General features: G+C 67.8%; 20 protein-coding genes. 7 read left to right on the top strand and 13 right to left on the bottom strand.

Translation table 11 applies throughout. The features are described 5' to 3' along the window. A partial coding sequence (locus tag HMPREF0321_RS07685) for a MerR family transcriptional regulator (protein WP_217490526.1) occupies positions 1 to 621 on the top strand: 621 nt, incomplete at its 5' end. Further along, a complete protein-coding gene (locus tag HMPREF0321_RS07680) occupies positions 618 to 1640 on the top strand; it encodes an aldo/keto reductase (RefSeq protein WP_006945543.1) in 1023 nt (340 codons plus the stop codon). The genes HMPREF0321_RS07685 and HMPREF0321_RS07680, both read left to right, overlap by 4 nt. A 52-nt stretch (positions 1641 to 1692) precedes the next feature. Here HMPREF0321_RS07680 and HMPREF0321_RS07675 read toward each other — a convergent pair whose 3' ends face one another. From HMPREF0321_RS07675 to HMPREF0321_RS07635, 7 genes are all read right to left on the bottom strand, one after another. Next, complete coding sequence (locus HMPREF0321_RS07675; protein WP_006945548.1) at positions 1693 to 2229, bottom strand: DinB family protein; 537 nt, start codon at positions 2227 to 2229, stop codon at positions 1693 to 1695. Positions 2230 to 3751: 1522 nt separating this feature from the next. Continuing rightward, positions 3752 to 4759: a cytochrome d ubiquinol oxidase subunit II gene (locus HMPREF0321_RS07660; protein WP_006945483.1), complete on the bottom strand. Its 1008-nt coding sequence runs from the start codon at positions 4757 to 4759 to the stop codon at positions 3752 to 3754. Then, the gene (locus HMPREF0321_RS07655; protein ID WP_006945486.1) at positions 4756 to 6156 is read right to left on the bottom strand and encodes a cytochrome ubiquinol oxidase subunit I; all 1401 of its coding nucleotides are present in this window, start codon (positions 6154 to 6156) and stop codon (positions 4756 to 4758) included. Before HMPREF0321_RS07655 ends, HMPREF0321_RS07660 begins: the two co-directional genes overlap by 4 nt. Before the next feature lie 248 nt (positions 6157 to 6404). Beyond that, positions 6405 to 6770, bottom strand: a complete 366-nt coding sequence (locus tag HMPREF0321_RS17035; protein ID WP_040014686.1) for a DUF3817 domain-containing protein — start codon at positions 6768 to 6770, stop codon at positions 6405 to 6407. Positions 6771 to 7023: 253 nt separating this feature from the next. Next, positions 7024 to 7752, bottom strand: coding sequence for a DUF305 domain-containing protein (locus tag HMPREF0321_RS07645; protein WP_006945531.1), 729 nt, complete (start codon positions 7750 to 7752; stop codon positions 7024 to 7026). A 13-nt stretch (positions 7753 to 7765) separates the two neighbouring features. After that, complete coding sequence (locus HMPREF0321_RS07640) at positions 7766 to 8431, bottom strand: DUF3105 domain-containing protein (RefSeq protein ID WP_006945497.1); 666 nt, start codon at positions 8429 to 8431, stop codon at positions 7766 to 7768. A 238-nt stretch (positions 8432 to 8669) separates the two neighbouring features. Then, on the bottom strand, positions 8670 to 8987 hold the full coding sequence (locus HMPREF0321_RS07635; protein WP_040014676.1) for a zf-TFIIB domain-containing protein: 318 nt from the start codon (positions 8985 to 8987) through the stop codon (positions 8670 to 8672). An 85-nt stretch (positions 8988 to 9072) separates the two neighbouring features. Here HMPREF0321_RS07635 and HMPREF0321_RS07630 point away from each other — a divergent pair, with 85 nt between their 5' ends. Genes HMPREF0321_RS07630 through HMPREF0321_RS07620 form a run of 3 tightly spaced genes read left to right on the top strand, consistent with a single transcriptional unit; the run spans position 9073 to position 11187 of the window. Continuing rightward, the gene (locus tag HMPREF0321_RS07630; protein WP_231729517.1) at positions 9073 to 9477 is read left to right on the top strand and encodes a helix-turn-helix transcriptional regulator; all 405 of its coding nucleotides are present in this window, start codon (positions 9073 to 9075) and stop codon (positions 9475 to 9477) included. Between the two features lie 3 nt (positions 9478 to 9480). Continuing rightward, positions 9481 to 10389, top strand: coding sequence for a cation diffusion facilitator family transporter (locus HMPREF0321_RS07625; protein WP_006945553.1), 909 nt, complete (start codon positions 9481 to 9483; stop codon positions 10387 to 10389). A gap of 42 nt (positions 10390 to 10431) precedes the next feature. After that, positions 10432 to 11187 (top strand): ZIP family metal transporter, encoded by a 756-nt coding sequence (locus tag HMPREF0321_RS07620; protein ID WP_006945510.1) that lies wholly within the window; start codon positions 10432 to 10434, stop codon positions 11185 to 11187. Between the two features lie 122 nt (positions 11188 to 11309). Here HMPREF0321_RS07620 and HMPREF0321_RS07615 read toward each other — a convergent pair whose 3' ends face one another. The 3 genes from HMPREF0321_RS07615 to HMPREF0321_RS14865 all read right to left on the bottom strand — a co-directional run bounded on the left by HMPREF0321_RS07615 (position 11310) and on the right by HMPREF0321_RS14865 (position 13054). Next, positions 11310 to 11942 carry a cation diffusion facilitator family transporter gene (locus HMPREF0321_RS07615; protein ID WP_370447735.1) on the bottom strand — a complete coding sequence of 211 codons (633 nt, stop codon included), beginning with the start codon at positions 11940 to 11942 and terminating at the stop codon, positions 11310 to 11312. After that, positions 11872 to 12360 (bottom strand): hypothetical protein, encoded by a 489-nt coding sequence (locus tag HMPREF0321_RS17390; protein ID WP_370447736.1) that lies wholly within the window; start codon positions 12358 to 12360, stop codon positions 11872 to 11874. The genes HMPREF0321_RS07615 and HMPREF0321_RS17390 overlap by 71 nt, the downstream gene beginning before the upstream one ends. Positions 12361 to 12778: 418 nt before the next feature. After that, the gene (locus HMPREF0321_RS14865) at positions 12779 to 13054 is read right to left on the bottom strand and encodes a hypothetical protein (protein WP_136788869.1); all 276 of its coding nucleotides are present in this window, start codon (positions 13052 to 13054) and stop codon (positions 12779 to 12781) included. A gap of 178 nt (positions 13055 to 13232) precedes the next feature. On the opposite strand from HMPREF0321_RS14865, the gene istA reads away from it, so the two are divergent. Then, a complete protein-coding gene (istA, locus tag HMPREF0321_RS07605; RefSeq protein WP_040014674.1) occupies positions 13233 to 14900 on the top strand; it encodes an IS21 family transposase in 1668 nt (555 codons plus the stop codon). Further along, positions 14897 to 15703: an IS21-like element helper ATPase IstB gene (istB, locus tag HMPREF0321_RS07600; RefSeq protein ID WP_006945482.1), complete on the top strand. Its 807-nt coding sequence runs from the start codon at positions 14897 to 14899 to the stop codon at positions 15701 to 15703. Before istA ends, istB begins: the two co-directional genes overlap by 4 nt. A gap of 33 nt (positions 15704 to 15736) precedes the next feature. Here the strand turns inward: istB and HMPREF0321_RS07595 are convergent, their stop codons facing one another. The 3 genes from HMPREF0321_RS07595 to HMPREF0321_RS07585 all read right to left on the bottom strand — a co-directional run bounded on the left by HMPREF0321_RS07595 (position 15737) and on the right by HMPREF0321_RS07585 (position 20092). Then, a complete protein-coding gene (locus HMPREF0321_RS07595; protein WP_006945541.1) occupies positions 15737 to 18061 on the bottom strand; it encodes a copper-translocating P-type ATPase in 2325 nt (774 codons plus the stop codon). 46 nt (positions 18062 to 18107) lie between these two features. Continuing rightward, on the bottom strand, positions 18108 to 18353 hold the full coding sequence (locus tag HMPREF0321_RS07590) for a hypothetical protein (protein WP_006945551.1): 246 nt from the start codon (positions 18351 to 18353) through the stop codon (positions 18108 to 18110). Positions 18354 to 18607: 254 nt separating this feature from the next. Beyond that, positions 18608 to 20092, bottom strand: a complete 1485-nt coding sequence (locus HMPREF0321_RS07585) for a multicopper oxidase family protein (RefSeq protein WP_006945529.1) — start codon at positions 20090 to 20092, stop codon at positions 18608 to 18610. Between the last annotated feature and the right edge of the window lie 56 nt (positions 20093 to 20148).

The following is a 20148-nucleotide window of genomic DNA, read 5'->3' as shown; positions in this document are numbered from 1 at the left end:
CCTACCGCCTCGCCCACACCCGAGCCCGGCACCGGACCCCCGCAACAGGCGCGTGACATCACTACTTTGCCGATGTGCGGACCTTCCTTGCGAATGCGGCACCGGAGGTCTCCGCAAGCGGGTGTTGCGTTCGAGCGCGCTCGAAGCCGTAGCGTCACCGACATGAACCTCGAGCTGGAACAGGCCCTCCGCCTCGCCACCGACCCACCCGGCGGGATCTCGGTCGAGGCACTGAAAGATCTCGTTCGCGACGACCCCACGACGTGGTGGGACATCGCCGAAGCAGCCGACCACCTGGACGTCACCGTCCACACGCTGCGCTACTACGAACGCATTGGCATGGTCGCCGTCGCCAGAGACGACGTCGGGCACCGCCGCTACGACTCACCCGCCATCCGCCGCCTGATGTTCATCACGCGCATGCGCACCGCAGGAATGACGATCGCCGACCTCAAGGAGTACCTGAACCTGGTCGACGCGGGACGACAGACCATCCCCCAACGACTCGACCTCATGCTCGAACACCGCGACACCCTGCGCCGCCAGATCGGCCAACTCCAACTGGCCCTCGCGGCGACCGAATACAAGATCGCCACCTACCAGGAAGGCCCGACACCATGACCACCCTCGGCACCCTCACCGCGTCCCCGATCGGGTTCGGCTGCATGGCCCTGAGTCACATCTACGGCGGCACCACCGACGCCCAGGCCCGCCGGACCCTCGACGAGTCGATAGACGCGGGCATCACGTTCCTGGACACGGCCGACGTCTACGGGGAGCCCCGTGCCGGCAGCAGCGGCCCAGCCGGGACGAACGAGGAGATGCTCGCACCCCTGCTCGCCCGCCGCCGCGACGGAGTGCAGCTGGCCACAAAGTTCGGCATCACCGGCATCACCCTTGGTGAGGACCACCGAGGGCAGAAGTCCACCGACGGACGTCCCGAGTACGTGTCCCAAGCCTGCGACGCGTCGCTGCGCCGCCTCGACGTCGAGACCATCGACCTGTACTACCTGCACCGCACCGACCCCGACATCCCCATCGAGGAGACCGTGGGCGCCATGGCGCAGCTCGTGACCCAGGGCAAGGTACGTCACCTCGGCCTGTCAGAGGTCACCGCGGACGAACTGCGTCGAGCCCACGCGACGGCCGCGATCACGGCCGTCCAGTCCGAATGGAGCCTGTGGTCGCGTGATGTCGAGGCTCACGTGGTCCCGGCCTGCGCGGAACTCGGGATCGGATTCGTGCCCTACAGCCCCTTGGGACGAGGCTTCCTCACCGGCACCCTCACCCCCGCGCAGATCGCGACCGACCTCCGCGGCCGCACCGAACGCATGGGGGCCGGGTGGGATGCCAACCAGCAGGCTCTCGCGATCGTCACCCGCGTTGCCGCCGAGATCGGAGCCACCAACGCCCAGATCTCCCTGGCGTGGCTGCTGCAGAAGGCAGAGCAGTTCCGAGTCGCCTGCGTCCCGATCCCAGGTTCACGCACGGCATCCCGCATGATCGAGAACCTCGGCAGTGCAGACATCGACCTCACGCCGACCCAGATGGACCTCCTGGACCACATCGCACGCACCGTGCACGGTGATCGCAACATCTCCGACGATCCCCGCTGGATCAGCTCCGGACGGGAGCAGTGACGCGCCAACATCCGCTTCTGCCGCGACGAGATCACTGACCTCATCTCGCCATTCAGTCTCCGGTGTTGCCGTCGATCTGTTCGCGCAGGAGATCGAGGTGGCCCAGGTGGCGGGCGTACTCCTCGATGAGGTGAACGAGAATCCAACGCAGGTTGACGTGCGCCGGGGTGGGCGCCCCCCAGGCCCGGACGCTGAGCTCATCTAGTGTCGGGGCAGCCGAGTAGGTGCTGTTCGCGTTAGCGATGGCCTTGTCGAACCACGCACGCAGGTCTTTGCCCGAGTCGGCGTCCGCTTCCCACTCCCAGTCACCCTCAGCCTGCTGCCAGCCCGAGCGCCACGGCTCGTCCAGCTCCCCGACATCCTGCCCGGCGAAACAGCCGCGGGCCCACCATGTCTCGCAGCTGGCCAGGTGCTTGATGATCGCGCCGATGCTCATCATCGATGGATGCCCGGCCAAGCGGGTGCGCAGCTGCTGGTCGTCCAAGCCCTCAGTCTTACGGCGCGCGACACTGCGCTGGAAGTCGAGGAATGACGTCAGGGTTGATCGTTCGTCACTCGCGGGGGCGATGTCGGGCAAGGGCGTCGTCACAGCCAGGAGCCTACCGAACGAAGCCGAGAGAGGCCCGCGCTCAAGGGCCCAGGCGCTCAGCCCGTCAGCTGGCATAATGCGCCCGGCCGACACGCTCTCCTGCCGCGTTGGGTCACTGCTCCAACATTCGGTGTCCCAACGACATCTGGAGGCGCACCAGGTAGCCGTCGGGGTCCTGCACGAGGAACTGGCGAACACCCGCCTACTCGCTCGGACTGAGGCGGTACCACTTCACTTCCGGCTCCATGAACAAGGGCCAGGCCGCCTCACGGAGCTGCCTGAGTTGCACGGCAACATCGGGCACGGAGATCTGGAAGTTGATCCCGCGCCCCAAGGGAAGGTCGAAGGGCGCCGTTCGCCACGTCCTGCCGATGTCGGCCTGGTCGAGCATGAGGTGAGCGCCGCCGAGAGCGCGAGGTAGGCGAAGCCCTCCTCGGCCTGCGGTAAAGCACGGCGAAGCCCAGCAGGTCACACCAGAACCGGACGGACACGCTGCAGTCGGTCACGGCCAGTTCGGGCACAAGAGACGGTTCAGCACTCATGATCACCAGCCTCCCAGAGCGCATTCCCGAGCGCCCTGCGCTACCGCTGATCTAGCGCCAGATGGGGCCACGTGGGGCCGTCATCCCGGGGCCGGATGAAGTTGACATAGCCAGTAGAGGCTCTGGTGTGCCCCGGGGCGATTCAGTCCGGGCGGATCCGCGGTCGTCGACCTTGGTCATTCGCGGGGACCAGAGTTTGGGCTTTACGAGGAGGTATCCTTAGCGCGAATGAAGGCCACTTCCCGCAGAGCTGTCAAGCCCGCAGCGGTCTCGATGCCTTCAAGGACGGTCGTAGCCCTAAAGGCATCCGGCCATCGTCTCGACCGGGTTCCTGTGCCCAGCCCCTCGGTCGCCTCAGGGCGGCGGCAACCAATGGATCTTGACCTACCGATTCTCCAATTAGTCGCGACAGGGACATCGTCGTCTTATGAAGGACGCTTCACCGTGCAGCGGGGGCGTGGGCCCTGGAGCGAAAGGTGGTCGTCCTAGCCCCCGCGATACTTCGCGGGCAATAGTCTTTCGATCTCAGGCACGTTCGCCGGGGCGCACGGCCTGAGCTCGTGCCAGACCACCACCATGAGGGCCAGGGTGGACCCTGGCTCGTCGTCCATCTTGAAGCCACCGCTGGGGTAGTCAGCGGCAAACCTTTCGATAACATCGAGCGGCAACCGAATCTATTCAGACTTCCGACTGAGCATTGGCGTCTCGCAGGCTCGACCCAGCGCATGAAGTGCCTTGTGAACCTGGTCCACGCGAAGCTGAGGTGGGTGCTGCCTTGGAACTGGAAGCCTGTACGGAGCGAGGTTGCCTTCACTCGACGAGGTCGGTGGGGTCATTTGAGGCTCGTGACGAAGGAGCAACTGCGCCGCTATCGCCGTCACTGAGAACCTGGCCTCCGTATTCAACGGTCTCCGCCGCGCCGCGGGACCTCGCCCGGGCGACCACTCGACTGGCTCTGACGAGTCATGTCCTACGGTGAATCAGGATTCTGACTTCGTCCACGGCTCGGACTGTGTGAGTGAGTACAGGTACGCCATCGCGGGGACGACGATGATCGCGGCTAGGACGACGACGCCGAGCAGTGCGGCGAGTGTGGCTGGTGACCCGGCGGCATCGGCAATGCTGACTTGGTCGACGAGTAGCCAGGGGTACTGGGCTATGCCCCAGCCGAGTACCACCGCCGCGCCGGCAAGCACCGCGGTGAGGCGCGCCGCCGGGAAGCGGCGCGCGACCAGGAGCACCAGTGTGGCGAGACCCGCCACGGCCGAGATGCCGATCAGGGGTGCCGCCTTCCCGGTCAGACCGGCGTAGAGAGTCGGGGCGTCGTGCTTGATGGGCACCAGAGCGACGAACACGATCAGCCCGGTCGTGACGCCCACGGCCAGGGACCGGATCCGTAGCTGTGCCGTGAGCACGAATGCACTGGCGCGGGCGGCGTCGGCCACGAGGAACACCCCGGCCAGGAAGGTGCAGGTGCCGACCGCGATGAGGCCCCCGAAGATCGAGGTGGGGTTGACCCAGGAGTCGATCAGCGGGCCGCGTCCGGTCGCCGGCACCCGGCCCGACGCGATCGCCCCCGCGACACAACCGAAGAAGAACGGTGTGATCAGCGAGGAGGCAGCGAAGAACGCGCCGAACAGCCGTGCCTGGGCGAGGGTGGCGGCGTACTTGCGGAAGGCGAACGAGGCTCCGCGCAGGACGATCCCGAGCAATGCCAGCAGCAGCGGGATGATCAGGGTGCTCATCATGGCCGCGAACGAGACTGGGAACGCAGTCCACCAGGTCACCAGGCAGAAGATCAGCCACACGTGGTTCGCCTCCCATACCGGCCCGATGCTGTGGTCGATGAGGGTGCGCAGCTCGGCTCCCGACGCGGAGCCACCCGCGGTCAGGTCGAAGAATCCGGAGCCGAAGTCGGCGCCGCCGAACAGCGAGTAGGCCAGCACGCCCACGAAGAGCGCGGCGGCAGCGGCCAGCGCGAGGGTCATCGGTCGGTTCTCTGAGTGTCGGAGAGTCGCGCTTGCGGTCCGTAGGGGCTGGGCAGGTCCAGCTCACCCGAGCGCCAGCGGCGCGCCATCGACCGGAGCACGACGTAGGCGCCCACCGTCATGGCGGCGTACACCAGGAACGTGACCCCGAACAGCCACCACAATCCGGAGTTGCTGCCCGCCGCCTCGGTGGTGCGCAGCACGCCGAACACCGTCCACGGCTGCCGACCCACCTCCGTCGCGATCCACCCGGCCTCCAGAGCGATGATCGCGAGCGGACCCGCCGCCGCGGAGAACCGCAGGAACCAGCGGTTCTCGAGCAGGTCACGATCGCGCCAGCGAGTCCACCAGAACAGCACCACGGCCAGCGCCAGCAGGGTGCCGATCCCGACCATCGACTGAAAAGCCAAGTGGGCAATGTTCACCGGCGGCTGGTCTGCGACCGGGATCGTATCCAGGCCCTGGACCGGGGTGGTGAAAGAGTTGCGAGAGATGATCGATCCGAGCAGCGGGATGTCGATCGCCCCCCGGACCTGACCATCGACCAGGACACCGCCCAGACGCAAAGGGGACGGGCTCTCGGTCGTGGTCGCGAGCTCGAACGCCGCCAGCTTCGAGGGTTGGGTGCCACCGAGCCGTAGCCCCAGCAGGTGCCCGATGAAGGGCTGCACCAGCGCTGCCGCGCTAGCGAAGACGAACGGGACGCTGAACCCGAGCCGGTGGTGCGCATCGACGCGGCCGCGGAGCATGCCCACCGCGTACACACCCGAGACCAGGAAGCCCACGACCATGAACGCGCCCACCCACATATGCGCGAACTGGCCCCAGACCCCGTCGTTGAAGAACGCACGCCACGGCTGGACGTCGGTGACTTCACCGTTGACCATCCGGAAACCCGTGGGGTTGTTCATCCAGGCATTGACCGCGATCACGCTGAACGTGCCGACGACCCCCGAGATGGCCATCGGAATCAACATCAGAACGTGCCGATTCGGGGGCATCCGGCCCCAGCCGTAGAGGTAGATGCCGAGAAAGATCGCCTCAACGAAGAAGGCCAGCCCCTCGACGGCGAACGGCAACCCCAACACGTCGCCGAAGCGACCCATCAGACCGGGCCACAGCAGCCCCATCTCGAAACTCAACACGGTGCCGGAGACCGCACCGATGGCAAACAAGACCGCCGCTACCTTCGACCAGCGCTGCGCCAGGCCCAGTGCCACCTGGTCGTCGCGGCGGATCCCCCGCGAGTGCATCACCAGGATCATCGCGGGGAACGCCACCCCGAAGCAGGCCAGGATGATGTGCCATCCCAAGGTCATCGCCATCTGCTCGCGCGCCGGCAGCAACCCGGCAGGGTCGGCAGTAAGTACCTGGAGCAGCGCGTCGCGGGTGACCACGGTCCCGACGGTACGTGCGCACAGCCGCGAACCGGTCACCCATAGCGCTACTTGTGAAATGTTTCACAAGTCTAGAATGCTCCTCAAGCGCAGCCCCGGGCGCGCTCAGTCGTTCGAGTAGATGCGCTCGTCACCGGCTACCTCGGCTCGCCGTTCAGGTGCCGGCCGCCCTCGAGCACAGGGCTGGTGGGCTGCTGCCTGATCGTGCTCCGGCAACGATCAGGTCGCCGAACCCGCGTGCCCGTGGCTCAGACGCGACCGCCGGTAGTCGCTCGGCGGGGGAGGGGCTCGTCGGGGGAACCAGTCGTGGGCGTCATAAGCTGGCCACTTCGTTGCGCCCACACCTCGAACGCCAGTGTGGCGAAGGGCGGCACCGAACACGCCAGCCCCACCAGGGTGGTCCAACGACCCCATCCGAGCGCGCGTGAGACCAGGAATGTGATCAGCACATACGCGACGAAGATGCCGCCGTGGATGGGTCCGAAGATCCGTACCCCGAGGTCCCCCGCATCCGTGAGGTACTTGAAGTACATGCCGGTCAGCAGACCCGCCCACGAGATGGCCTCGGCCGTGGCGACGATCCGGAACAACTGCGCGTAGGTTCGAGGGGACACTCGGGCAGTGTAGGAGGAGCCGAAAGTCAACCAGACTTTGCATCCGTCGAACCAACGTCGAAAGCCACCAGATGGAATGATCGGCGAGATCGGGCCTTCGACCCGCAGCACAACCCGGGCCGGCACCCGCGTGTGTACGTCGCGGGCCGGCGGGTCTGACGATTCCAGCTCGGCGTGTGCTTTGCGGGCGGTGCGGCCCCCGTGAGGTGGATGGTGGCGAGCGCGTCGGCGGCCAGCAGTTGGAGCGCCGGTTTCACGAGCTCCTCTCGACCCCGTCGCGTTCCTTGAGCATCTGGCGCATCTGGTCGATCTCGGCGAGCTGGGCGGTGCGGATGGCATTGGCCAGCTTGACTACCTGGGGATCATCGGATTTCTGGATCACTGCCTCGGCCATCATTACCCCGGCCTGGTGATGCGGGATCATCAGCTGCAGCCATAGGACCTCGGCGGCCCGACCGCTCGCAGCTTTCAGCCGCGCCAGATCCGCGGCCGATGCCATCCCGGGCATCCGACCGTCCGGCAACATCGTCATCGAGCCGGATCCGGACGGCATGCCAGCCATCCCGGCATGATCCATCCCCGACATCCACGCCATCGACGTACGGGGGGAGGTCTGCGGGAGTCCCCAGCCGTCCAGCCAGGCGTACATCTGGCCGATCTGCTGCTGCTGGCTGGTGATCACGTCGTAGGCCATCGCCCGCAGGCCCGGGTCAGCGCTCTTCTCCCGCACGATCAGGGACATCTCAACGGCCTGGGCGTGGTGGACCTGCATGTCCCGGGCAAATCCAGCCTCGGGACTGTCATCGGCCGGTGGCGAGGCAGGACGGCCCACGAGGTACCCGACCCCGCCGGCCACCACCAAGCCGACTACCAGCAGCACCGCCACCACCGGCAACCAAGGACGGTGTCGGTCGGGGCGGGGGCGAGCGGCAACTTCGGCGTACTCCGCAAGATCCTCTGGCAGAGACGGTTCTTTGGTCATCGAGATCCCCCGATCAGGGCTGCGTGGTCGGGGATGGTGCGGGCATACCGCCGCCGGCGTTCAGTGGCAGGGTGCCGTCGGAGCCGCCGGTGCACGCGGCGCCGCTCTCGGGCGCTTGAGCACCCTGCCGGTACTCCCGGATGAAGGCCGCGAGACGGGGATCGTCCGCACCGTCGAGGGAGAGCTGTTTACCCCACGCCGAGGCGACGACCGGAGCCTTCAGCCCGGGAAACGGCGAGAGCACCGCGTAGGTGCTCGGGATCGCGGCCTTCAGAGTCGCGACCTGAGCGGCCGGCAGATCGGGTCGATACGTGACCCAGACGGCTCCGTGCTCCATCGAGTGCACCGCGTTCTCGTTGGGCACCGGGGTGGGATAGGTGGCGCAGTTGAGCCAGATGGGGTTGTGCTTTCCGCCCGCGGGCGGAGTCTGCGCATACGTAACCGGGGTCTGCACGTGCTCGGGGGTGACCTTGTAGCTCTTCACGGCCGCCAGGTCGGGCTTGTTCGCCTCGGTGCGGATCAGGCTGACGGCGACGCCGCCGACGATGAGCAGCACCGCGGCTGCGGTGACGGAGTAGATCAGCAGAGCACGCCGACGCTCCTTGCGCTTCTGCTCACGCCGCAGTTGCTGGACCCGCGCGGCCCGCTGTGTGTGGTCCTTGCGACCCTTCGAAGACATCTGCTGTCTTGCCTTTCGTTGTTCTGTCCCCTGGCCCGTGCCGGTTGCAGGTGGGAACTGTTTCGGTGGCTGACCTGACGGCTGCCGGGCGCTTGCGACGGGAGCCACAGGCACCCGATGGGAGGTCGGCCGAGGGCGCCTGCCCGCACCGCGGCGATTGCGACGCTCGCCTTGCCCGACGATATCGGGGTCGGGCCCGCAGCGGGTCAACGCCGCGCGGCGCGGTCCTCGCGGCGCGTCAGTCGAAGAGCTCGCCGAGGAAGCCCTTCTTCCGCTTGCCGTGGTGTCCGCCGTACTGGGGCTTGCCATGGTGTCCGCCTTGGTCCCAGCCGTAACCCGGAGGCTGGTTCGCCTGGGCGGGCGGCCCGGGGACCGGGGCGCCGCGGCCCTGCTGGGCGGCCTGGGTGTAGGCCGCCTCGGCATCGATCAGCTGCTCCAGCTCACCGCGGTCGAGGAAGACACCGCGACACTCGGTGCACTGGTCGATCTGAATGCCGTTGCGCTCGTAACTACGCATCGCGCCGTGACATTTGGGGCAGGTCAGCTCGGTTGTCATTGCTTCAGACTCCTTGTGGGGGTCGGTCGGATCCAACGTCGACTACTGTACATATGACAACTCGTTCAACTGTTCAGGAGTTCCCGTGACCCGATCCCAAGATGCCCAGGTGGTGGGCCTCGATGCCTGCACCTCGACCCAAGTCGACGAAGGCCGAGTGGAGGCCACGAGGCCTCTTCTGGTCACCCCAGCGGAGTCGAGCCGGATCGCGGACGCGTTCGCGCTGCTATCCGATCCAGGCAGGGTGCGGGTGCTGTTCGCGTTGCTGGAGGCAGGCGAGACCTGCGTGTGCGACCTGGCAGAGATGGTCGACATGTCCCCCTCCGCGCTGTCCCACGGACTGCGACTGCTCCGCACTGCAGGCGTCGTCACCAATCGCCGCGACGGCCGGATGGTCCGCTACCGCCTCGCGGATAGTCACGTACGCCTTCTCCTCGACGTCACGCGTGAGCACCTCGACCACGCCGTCCACGGCACCCCGGGGGTCTGAGGGATGGGACACGACCACGGCCACAGCCACGCCAGCGCAGCCACCGCCGGGGCCCGACACCGCACACCCCTACTGATCGCCTTCGGCCTGACCGCGGCCTACATGCTCGTCGAACTCACCGTGGGCTTGACCACCGGCTCCCTGGCTCTGCTGTCGGATGCCGCACACATGGGCACCGACGTCCTCGGCCTGGGGATGGCGTTGGCCGCGATCACCCTGGCCCAAGCCTCCGGGAACCCGCAGCGCACCTTCGGCACCTACCGACTCGAGGTCCTCGCTGCCCTGACCAACGGGGTGCTGCTGTTCGGAGTGGCCGGGTACGTGCTGTACGAAGCCTGGCAAAGATTCTCCTCCCCACCCGACGTCCCAGGGCTGCCGATGCTGGCCGTGGCAGTGGTGGGTCTGATCGTCAACCTGATCAGCTTTCGGCTGTTGATGGCCGGGGCTAAGGAATCCCTCAACGTCAAGGGCGCCTACCTCGAGGTGTTCTCCGACATGCTCGGCTCGGTGGGTGTCATCGTCGCCGCCATCATCATCTTCACCACCGGCTGGCGCTACGCGGACCCCCTGATCGGGGCCGCGATCGGCTTGTTCATCCTCCCCCGGACATGGAAACTCATCGCGCAAGCCTTGAGAATCTTGATGGAGGTCGCCCCGCCCGGACTCGACGTGGGCGAGGTCGAGGCCCGGATCAGGGCGCTGCCGGGCGTCGCGGACGTGCACGACTTGCACATCTGGACCGTCACCTCCGGACTGGACACCGCCACCGGGCACGTGGTGCTGGCCGACGACGCCGAGCTACACGCCGTCCTCGACCGGGTCACCGCGTTGCTCGCCGAGGAGTACCACGTCACCCATGCCACCATCCAGTGCGAACCAGCCAGCCACGAAGAACATGTCAACCCCATCTGACCTCCATAGCTGCCGAGAACGCAGAACCCGGAAAGGTCCTCGATGAACGCCGTCGGACAGGCAGCGCTCCTGGTCAGCTTTCCCGTCGCCGCGGGAGCCATCGGCTCCACCGTCGCCGCGGTACGACGCCCGGGCTCCCGGCTGGTCAGCGGCATTCAGCACTTCGCCGCCGGCGTTGTCATCGCCGCACTGGCCGGGGAGCTGCTGCCCGACCTACGACACGAGGGCAATCTGGGCTGGGTCGCCGCCGGCTTCACCGCCGGCGTCGTACTCGTACTCTCCCTCGCCGCCTACGGACGTCGCCTCGACGGCAAGCAGGAATCCACACCCAGAACCTCCACAGGCGATCGCGTCGCAGCCACCGTCCCAATAGGGCTCCTGGTGACAGCGGCGATCGACCTGCTCGTCGATGGCGTGCTTGTCGGTCTCGGCGCGCAGCTCGGATCCACCCAAGCACTCATCTTGACCATCGCACTCACCCTCGAGATCCTCTTCCTGTCCCTCTCGCTGGCCGCCGAACTGAACGACCGGGGCCTCTCCGCTCGCCGAGCCGCACTTATTTGCACCGCCCTCGGTATGAGCACCGCGGTCGGCGCCATCGCCGCCGCCGCAATCCTGAGCGGCGTCGGACCCGCCGTCCTGGCCTTCGTGTTGGCGTTCGGAGCGGCAGCGTTGTTGTACCTGGCCGTGGAGGAACTCCTGGTCGAGGCGCACGAAGAGGCCGAGACCGCACTTCTCGGCGCCATGTTCTTCGCTGGCTTCCTTGCTATCTACGTTCTGGCTGAACTCGGAGGCTGACCGACCCGAGGGTTCGTTCGCGCAACGGCTGCCAGTGCCACCGGCGTGGAGGCATCAACCGCCGTTGAGACCTCGCTGAATGACAGGAGGCTCGACTGCCTCGGTCTGTGAGGATGGCGACGTTATCGGAGATGACCGGCACCGGATTCATAGTGTCCTGTCGGGTACGCCTGGACGACGGCGCTGGCGAGCTTCGGCACGGCGTCGGTCAATGCGTGCTCGGCGGAGTGGGCGAGTTGGTGGGCTTCAGCGGGTGAGGTGTTGCTTTCGATGTCGAGGTCGGCGTCGGCGTGGATCTCGTGGCCGATCCAGCGCATTCTGACCCGTCGCACGGCAACAACGCCTGGGATCGCCTTCAAGCTGTCCTCGGCGGCGTCAACCATGGCGGGGTCGCCGGCGTCCATAAGGCGGCGGAAGATGACCCGCGTCGCGGTCCGCAGGACGGCCAGGATGGCCAGGGTGATGAGAAGGCCGACGATGGGGTCGGCGGCTTCCCAACCCGCGTCGACGCCCGCGGCGCCGATCACGACCGCGAGTGAGGTGAAGCCGTCGGTGCGTGCGTGCAGGCCATCGGCGACCAGGGCTGCCGATCCGATCTGCCGACCGACACGGATCCGGACGATCGCAACCGCCTCGTTGCCGAAGAAGCCGACCAGCCCGGCGAGAGCGACCCAGCCGAGATGGTCAACGGGTCTCGGATTGATCAGCCGCCCGATCGATTCGTAGCCGGCCACCACGGCGGACAGAGCGATCATGGCCACGACGCAGAGTCCCGCCCCAGGTCCTCGGCTCGGCCGTAGCCGTAGGTGTAGCGGCGGGTGTCGGTGCGCGACGGCCGATGGCGAAGGCCAGCCAGAGCGGCAGCGCGGTCAGATCGTCGGAGAAGTTGTGGGTGGTATCCGCCAGCAGTGCCACCGGGCCCGAGATCACCACCACCGCAAGCTGCGCCAGCGAGGTCAGGCCGAGCGAGACCAGACTGATCTTGACCGCACGGTTGCCCTGCGAACTGGACTCCAACGCGGCATCAAGGGAGTCTGCGGCGTCGTGAGAGTGCGGGCGCGGCACGTGGGGCAAACGGTCTCGCAAAGTAGGTCGGCCGTCTCGGCCGAAATCGTGTTCGTGCTGGTGAACGTCGTCGCGCCCCTGCCCGTGGCCGGGATCCTGGAGGCTCACTGCTCGCCTCGTCGAGACGGCGGCAGTGGCGTCACCTCGTCTTGGTGATGCCGCGGCAAGTCAGGCCGGCATGCTCAGCGTTGAAGACCGCGTCTCTGACCAGCCGCGCGACGTGGTCGTTCTCGACTCGGTAGAAGACATGCGTCCCGTCGCGCCGAGTTCGCACCAGTCGGGCCATCTGTAGCTTGGCGAGGTGCTGCGATAGAAGGGGCGGGCGTTGCCACGGAGCTCCCCAGATCGTTGACGGCCAACTCGTCATCGAGGATCGCCCACAACAGGCGCACACGAGTTGCGTCCGCGAGCATCCGGAACACTTCGGCAGCCAGTTCCGCCTGCTCAACGGGGAGTTCGGATGATGGGTGATTATCTGCATTCATACGCAGGTAGTAGCTGTGTGCCGCCAGCGTTGCGAGCACGCCTACTTCGTCGCGCTCGGCGTTTGGCCGCCGATGACAAACCCCGCAAGGACGAGCACACCGCCCAGGGGCCAGCCTGCGAAAAGGTCCTGTCGGCCCTGCGACATCGGCATCCAGTCCAACCCCATATGCATGAGTGTGTGGTTGATAACGATGAGCGCGCCAACGATCACCAGTGCGTAGGCGACGACTTTCCGCCAGGTCCAGCCGCGAAGCTGGCGGGCGATCTCGCGCTGCATCTGCGCGCGCTCCCGGGCGGCTGCTTCGGCAGCACTCAAGACCTCTTGGCGTCGGCGGGTCCGCCTGAGTGGTTGTGACAGCTTGGTTTGGCCCCGTTGTGACGGCCTGATCTGGCCCCGAGTGCGACTTGCCGGGGTGTTGACGGTCTGAACTGGCCCCACCCCTTCACGCTGGTCCCCATCACTGGGAACCAGTCGCGAGGGCAAGGGAGCCAAGATGGGGTCACGAGTGCAGCTGTACGCCGACATCCGCTACGACGCGCGAGTCGATGGCTTGTCCATCCGCGAGCTCGCCCGCAAGCACGGAGTCCACCGCCGCACCGTCCGCCAGGCCCTCGCCGCTGCCGAACCCCCACCCCGCAAGAAACCGGTCCGCACGGCACCGCGCCTGGATCCGTACAAGCCGGCGATCGACGAGATGCTCACCTATGACCTGACCGCGCCGCGCAAGCAGCGTCACACCGCGACCAGGATCCTGGCCCGGCTACGCGACGAGCACGGCGCCACGGACCTGTCCTATTCCACGGTGCGGGACTACGTGCGGGTCCGGCGCGCGCAGATCGATCTGGAGGCCGGGCGTCGGGTGGAGGCGATGGTGCCGCAGGACCACGCCCCCGGCGCGGAGGCCGAGGTCGACTTCGGCGAGGTCTACGTCATCCTGGACGGCGTCAAGACCAAGTGCCACATGTTCGTCTACCGCCTGTCCCACTCCGGCAAGGCCATCCACCGCGTCTACCCGACAGGCGGGCAGGAGGCATTCCTCGAGGGACACATCGAGGCCTTCCACGCCCTGAGCGGCATCCCCACCCGACACATCCGCTACGACAACCTCACCTCCGCCGTCGTGCAGGTCATCCACGGCGGCGACCGGCTACGCGACGAGAACGAACGCTGGGTGCTGTTCCGCTCCCACTACGGCTTCGACGCGTTCTACTGCCAGCCAGGCATCGACGGCGCCCACGAGAAAGGCGGCGTCGAGGGCGAGGTCGGATGGTTCCGCCGCAACCACCTCACCCCCATGCCCGAGGTCCCCAGCCTGGACGAACTCAACGACAAGATCCGTGCCTGGGAACACGATGACAACACCCGCCGCATCACCGGCCATGCGAACACGATCGGGCAGGACTACCACGCCGAACTCGACCACCTGGCGCCGTTGCCGGCCGGGGACTTTGACCCTGGCCTGATCCTCCACCCGCGCGTCGATCGCTCCGCCCTGATCACGGTCCGCATGGTCAAGTACTCCGTCCCCGCACACCTGATCGGGCAACGCGTCCGCGTCAGCCTGCGGGCCTCGTGCGTGGTCGTCTTCGAAGGCCGCACCATAGTGGCCACCCACCGACGCCTCGGCACCCGTGGGGTGACCCGGGTCGAGCTGGACCACTACCTAGAAGTCCTACGCCACAAGCCCGGTGCGTTCCCAGGCTCCACCGCCCTGGCCCAAGCCAGAGCGGCGGGGGCATTCACCGCAGCCCACGACGCGTTCTGGGCCGCAGCCCGCAAGACCAGCGGTGACGTCGCAGGCACCCAAGAACTCATCGACGTGCTCCTGCTCCACCGCTCCCTCCCCGCCGAGGCGGTGATCGCCGGCATCACCAGCGCCCTGTCGGTCGGCGCGATCAGCCCCGACGTCGTCGCCGTCGAAGCCCGCCGCCACGCCACCACCCACACACCCATCCCTACCACCCCGACCAGGCGGGGGACGGTCGTGAACTTGCCACCACGACGCCCCACCGACCCGCACCAGGTCATCGCGCACCTACCCGAGGACACTCGACCCCTGCCCACCGTCACCGCCTACGACGAGCTGTTGCGACGTCGCCAACCCGACCCCGCTTCGGCCACCGTCGAAGCCCACCACCACACCCCGACAGGAACCCCATGACCACCACCACCAGCCCCCGTCCGGCAGGTCTTCGCCGTCGTCACGGCCTCACCGAACAAGCCGCCCAGGCCGCGATCGACCAGGCCTGCCGCCGCTTGCGACTGCCCACCATCCGCTCCGTCGTCGACGAGGCCATCACCGCCGCCACCAAGGAACAACTCACCTACCAGGGCTTCCTCGCCGAGCTGCTCCTGGCCGAGGTCGACGACCGCGACCGGCGCTCCACCCTGCGCCGCATCAAGAGCGCCGGCTTCCCCCGCGACAAGTGGCTCGCCGACTTCGACTTCACCGCGAACCCCAACATCAACCCCGCCACCATCAACGAGCTCGCCACCGGCGACTGGATCCGGCGTGGTGACCCCCTGTGCCTGATCGGGGACTCCGGCACCGGCAAATCCCACCTGCTCATCGCCCTGGGCACCGCAGCCGCCGAGCAGGGCTACCGCGTCCGCTACACCCTCGCCACCCGCCTGGTGAACGAGCTCGTCGAAGCCGCCGACGAGAAACAACTCACCAAGACCATCAACCGCTACGGCCGCGTCGATCTCCTCGTGATTGACGAACTCGGCTACATGGAACTCGACCGGCGCGGCGCCGAGCTGCTGTTCCAAGTCCTCACCGAACGCGAGGAGAAGAACGCCATCGCGATCGCCTCCAACCAGTCCTTCTCCGCCTGGACCGACACCTTCACCGACCCCCGCCTGTGCGCAGCGATCGTCGACCGTCTCACCTACAACGCCACCATCATCGAAACCGGCACCAACTCCTACCGCCTCGCCCACACCCACGCACGGCATCTGTGATGGGGTGAACAACGACCGGCTGGGCTCTTGGGGTCAACGGCGGCGACGAAGCCGCAAGGAATTGGTGATCACGCTGACCGAGCTGAGGGCCATGGCGGCTGCCGCGATGACGGGCGACAGGAGCCAGCCGAAGGCCGGGTAGAGGGCGCCAGCGGCCAGCGGGATGCCGACCACGTTGTACACGAACGCGAAGACCAGGTTCTGGCGGATGTTGCGCATCGTGTCGACCGACAGGTCGCGGGCCTTGACCAGGGCAGCGAGGTCGCCGCCGAGCAGGGTCACGTCGGCGCTCTCGATGGCCACGTCGGTGCCGGTGCCCATTGCCACACCCACATCGGCCGCGGCAAGGGCGGGGGCATCGTTGACGCCGTCGCCGGCCATGGCGACGGCGTGGCCCTGGGCCTGCAGGGCCTGCACGTGGCCGTGCTTCTGGTCGGGCAGGACGTCGGCGACGACCTGGTCGATGTGCAGCTCGTCGGCGATGGCCCGGGCAGTCGTGGCATTGTCGCCGGTGAGCATGACGACCTTCATCCGGCGCCGACGCAGGTCCTCGATCGCCCGCGCGGTGGTCGCCTTGAGCGGGTCAGCGATGGCCATCACACTGGCCGGTCGGCCGTCGACAGCCACGACGATCGCGGTCGCACCACGACGACGGTAGGCCTCCACCACGGCGTCCAGGCCATGGGTGTCGACCTGCTGGCTGCCCAGGAAGGCGGGGCTGCCGACGAGCACGCGCTGGCCGTCGACGGTGGCGCTGACACCGCCACCCGGGTGGGCGGCGAAGGCGCTGGCTGCCGGCACCGTGCGTCCCGTCTGGCGGGCAGCATCGACCACGGCCCTGGCGAGCGGGTGTTCGGAGCCGGCCTCCACAGCCGCGGCGAGCAGCAGTGCCTGCGCGTCGTCACGTCCGTCGACGCCCTGCTGGTCGACCAGGCTGGGGCGGCCCTGGGTGAGGGTGCCGGTCTTGTCGACGACGAGGGTGTCGACCTTCTGCAGTCGTTCGAGGGCCTCGGCGTTCTTGACCAGCACGCCCTCGCTGGCGCCGCGCCCCACCCCGACCATGATCGACATTGGCGTGGCCAGGCCCAGCGCGCACGGGCAGGCGATGATCAGCACGCTGACGGCGGCCACGATCGCGAACGGAAGCCGCGGCTGCGGGCCCATGGCCAGCCACAACCCGAAGGTGGCCAGGGCGACGGCGATCACGACCGGCACGAACACCGCCGAGATCTTGTCGACCAGTCCCTGTATCGGGGCGCGGGACCGCTGCGCCTGGGAGACCAGGTCGACGATCCGGGCCAGGGTCGAGTCAGCGCCCAGACCAGTGGCCTCCACCACCAGGCTGCCGCCCTGGGTGATCGTGCCGCCGATGACCCGGTCACCGGGGCTCTTGTCGACCGGTACCGGCTCGCCGGTGATCATCGACTCGTCCACATACGCGTGACCATCGACCACGGTGCCGTCGGCCGGCACCTTCTCGCCCGGCCGCACCCGGCACCGATCGCCCAGCTGCAGCTCGGCGGCCGGCACGTCGGTCTCGGTGCCGTCGGCCCCGATGCGGTGCGCGGTGGCCGGTGACAGGTCGAGTAGGGCGCGGATCGCGCCGGAGGTCTGGTCGCGGGCCCGCAGCTCGAGGACCTGGCCGAGCAGCACCAGGGTGATGATGACTGCCGCGGCCTCGAAGTAGGTGCCGACCCGGCCGTCCATCGCCCGCATCCCGGATGGGAACAGCCCCGGCGCCAGCACCGCGACCACGCTGTACAGCCACGCGGCACCGACGCCCAACGACACCAGGGTGAACATGTTCAGGTGACGGCTGACCACCGACTTCGCGCCGCGCACGAAGAACGGCCACCCAGCCCACCACACCACTGGCGTCGACAGGGCGAGCTCGAGCCACGGCGCGACGCTGCCGGGCAGCGCACGACCCAGCACCATGGGCACCATCACCATCGCCACCAGCGGCACGCTCAGCACCGCCGCCACCCGGAACCGGCGACGCATGTCGACGAGCTCCTGGTTCGGGCCTTCGTCGAGCTCGGCCAAGACACGCTCCAGCGCCATGCCACAGATCGGGCAGTCACCGGGGCCATCGCTGCGGACCTCGGGGTGCATCGGGCAGGTCCAGTCCCCTGCAGCGACCGCACCGGCCACCACCGCCGGCTCGCCCATGGGGTGCTGGTGATCGGTCGGGTGGTCGTGGTGCTGGGCGGCCGGCGCGTCCCCGCCGTCGGCGGGTTGCAGGAACATCCCGCACTTGGGGCAGCGTCCCGGGTGGTCGCTGGTCACCTCGGGGTGCATGGAGCACGTGTAGTGGGTGGTGTGGTCGTGGGTGGCGGTGGCGGTCGGGTGGTTCATGGGGTGCTCCTCGAGACGGTACTGCCGGTGGATGGCGGGGCGGTGGTCAGTGCTGGGAGCCGTGATCCATCATGCGCATCATCAGCCATATCATGAGCATGCAGCCGATGGCGGGCACGAGGGCGGCCACGACACCGCCGGCGGCGAGGCTGGCACGTCCGGCCCACAGGTAGCCGACGACCACGAGCAGCATCGGGGCGCACATCAGCAGGTGCATCCAGTGGTGGGACTTGCCGTGCTGGTGGGCCGCGCCGTGCTGGTGGGTGGTGCTGCTGGGGTCCTCGTCGGTCATGGGGCCGGTCAGGGGCTGGCGGGGGTCCTCGCCGAAGGAGCGGGGGTCTGGTCGGGGCTGGTGTACATGGCGTGTCCTTGTCTGCTCGGGGAAGGGGTTTTCCTTCCACTTCCACGGTGACGGGGCGAGGTCAATGCGCCCCCGAGCTTTGGTGAAAGTCTGGTCAAGACCTGCAGACGGTGATGGTGCGGTTGCCGCAGGGGGCAGCCGCACCATCAGTGCAGGCTTGAGTGGCCGGCATCGGCCGGGGCATGTCAGTAGCGCAGGGTCGTCATCATGCCGAGTTCTGCGTGGTAGATGTTGTGGCAGTGCAGCATCCAGGTGCCGGGGTTGTCGGCCTGCAGGTCGGCCTCGACGGTCTCCATCGGGCGGATCAGGACGGTGTCCTTGCGCAGCCCGGCGCTGCCGGGCAGGGCCCAGGTGTGGCCGTGGATGTGCATGGGGTGGGCCATCATCGTCATGTTCGTCATCCGCAGCCGCACGCGTTGGCCGCGGCTCACGGCAAGTGGGGTGTCCTCGCCGAAGCGTTTGCCGTTGAGGCCCCACGCGTAGGGCTTCATCTGGCCGTTGAGTGCCACATCGAGGGTGATGTCGGGCTTGCGGTCGCGCAGTCGTGCGCTGTCGGCGGGCTTGAGCTGGGTGGTCAGCAGGGCCTTGCCGTCGAGTTCTGCGACGCGGGTGTCCGGGGTCGGTACGCTGCCGGAGCCGGTGCGCACGATGGCCCGGGCCGGGGTGCCCTTCTTGCCCTCGGGCGCGGCCTGCAGCACGAACACGCCGTCGCCCAGCGTGATGGTCGCATCCAGTCGTTCTCCCATCGCGAGGTAGACGGCGCTGGCCTCGGTGGCGGTCACGGGGAAACCGTCGGTGTGGGTGACGGTGAGTCGATGGCCCTGCAGGGCGAGCTTGAAGATGGTGTCGGAGGAGGCGTTGATGACGCGCAGTCGCACCTTCTGCCCGGGCTTGGCGGTCAGGGTTCGGGGTGCGGCGGGGACGCGGCCGTTGACGAGGTAATGGGGGTATGTAACGTCGCCGGCGTCGCCCAGGGGGGACATGCCGTGGTCCATGCCGCCCATGTCGTGGTTCATGCCGCTGGACACGGTGCCGTTCTGGGCCTTGAACGCGGCGAGGATATCGTCGGGAGAGGTGCCGACACCGTCGGTCCAGTCGTCGAGGGTGATGACCCATTCGTGGTCGTAGCGGCCGGGTTCGGCGGGGTCGTCGATGACCAGCGGCTCGTACAGGCCGCGGTCGATCTGCACCCCGGTGTGGGGGTGGAAGAAGTAGGTTCCCGGGTCGGGGGCGACGAACTGGTAGGTGAAGCTGCTGCCGGCCTCGATGGGTTGCTGGGTGACGCCGGGCACACCGTCGCTGGCATTGCGCAGGGCGATGCCGTGCCAGTGGACGGAGGTGCTGGTGGGCAGCTTGTTGTCGACGCGCACCTGCAGCAGGTCACCGGCGCGGGTCCGCAGGACGGGGGCGTCGAGGGTCTCGTCGTAGGCCCAGGTCCTGGCCGTGACGCCGCCCAGGTCGAGGGTGACCGGCCGGGGCGTGAGGACGTGGTTGACGGTCTTCGTGCCGGGGGCGGCGGCCAGCGGGGTCTGGCTTGGGATCGTCAGCGGGGAGTTCGGCGCGGCGGGTGCTGCGGCCGGGGTGTTCTTGGCGTCGCAGGCGCTCAAGGCCCCTGCCGCGGCCAGACCGAGACCGGTGAACAGGACGTGGCGGCGGGAAAGTGTGTTCATGTCCTCGAGCCTGTCGGGCGCGGATAAAGCCCCCGGCAAGGGTTGGTCAAGATCTG

The organism is Dermacoccus sp. Ellin185, assembly GCF_000152185.1.
Lineage (GTDB): Bacteria > Actinomycetota > Actinomycetes > Actinomycetales > Dermatophilaceae > Dermacoccus > Dermacoccus nishinomiyaensis.
This window is presented reverse-complemented; position numbering and strand designations above follow the sequence as displayed.

Bases quoted from the DNA above. Each gene is read 5' to 3' on its own strand.
- HMPREF0321_RS07640 (WP_006945497.1), bottom strand. From the start codon at position 8,431: ATGTCTTCGAAGGGTCGCAAGGACCACACACAGCGGGCCGCGCGGGTC.
- HMPREF0321_RS07585 (WP_006945529.1), bottom strand. From the start codon at position 20,092: ATGAACACACTTTCCCGCCGCCACGTCCTGTTCACCGGTCTCGGTCTG.
- HMPREF0321_RS07590 (WP_006945551.1), bottom strand. From the start codon at position 18,353: ATGACCGACGAGGACCCCAGCAGCACCACCCACCAGCACGGCGCGGCC.
- HMPREF0321_RS07660 (WP_006945483.1), bottom strand. From the start codon at position 4,759: ATGACCCTCGCGCTGGCCGCTGCCGCCGCGCTCTTCGTGGGCGTGCTG.
- HMPREF0321_RS07595 (WP_006945541.1), bottom strand. From the start codon at position 18,061: ATGAACCACCCGACCGCCACCGCCACCCACGACCACACCACCCACTAC.
- HMPREF0321_RS07625 (WP_006945553.1), top strand. From the start codon at position 9,481: ATGGGACACGACCACGGCCACAGCCACGCCAGCGCAGCCACCGCCGGG.
- HMPREF0321_RS07615 (WP_370447735.1), bottom strand. From the start codon at position 11,942: ATGATCGCTCTGTCCGCCGTGGTGGCCGGCTACGAATCGATCGGGCGG.
- HMPREF0321_RS07620 (WP_006945510.1), top strand. From the start codon at position 10,432: ATGAACGCCGTCGGACAGGCAGCGCTCCTGGTCAGCTTTCCCGTCGCC.
- HMPREF0321_RS07635 (WP_040014676.1), bottom strand. From the start codon at position 8,987: ATGACAACCGAGCTGACCTGCCCCAAATGTCACGGCGCGATGCGTAGT.
- istB (WP_006945482.1), top strand. From the start codon at position 14,897: ATGACCACCACCACCAGCCCCCGTCCGGCAGGTCTTCGCCGTCGTCAC.
- HMPREF0321_RS07645 (WP_006945531.1), bottom strand. From the start codon at position 7,752: ATGACCAAAGAACCGTCTCTGCCAGAGGATCTTGCGGAGTACGCCGAA.
- istA (WP_040014674.1), top strand. From the start codon at position 13,233: ATGGGGTCACGAGTGCAGCTGTACGCCGACATCCGCTACGACGCGCGA.
- HMPREF0321_RS07680 (WP_006945543.1), top strand. From the start codon at position 618: ATGACCACCCTCGGCACCCTCACCGCGTCCCCGATCGGGTTCGGCTGC.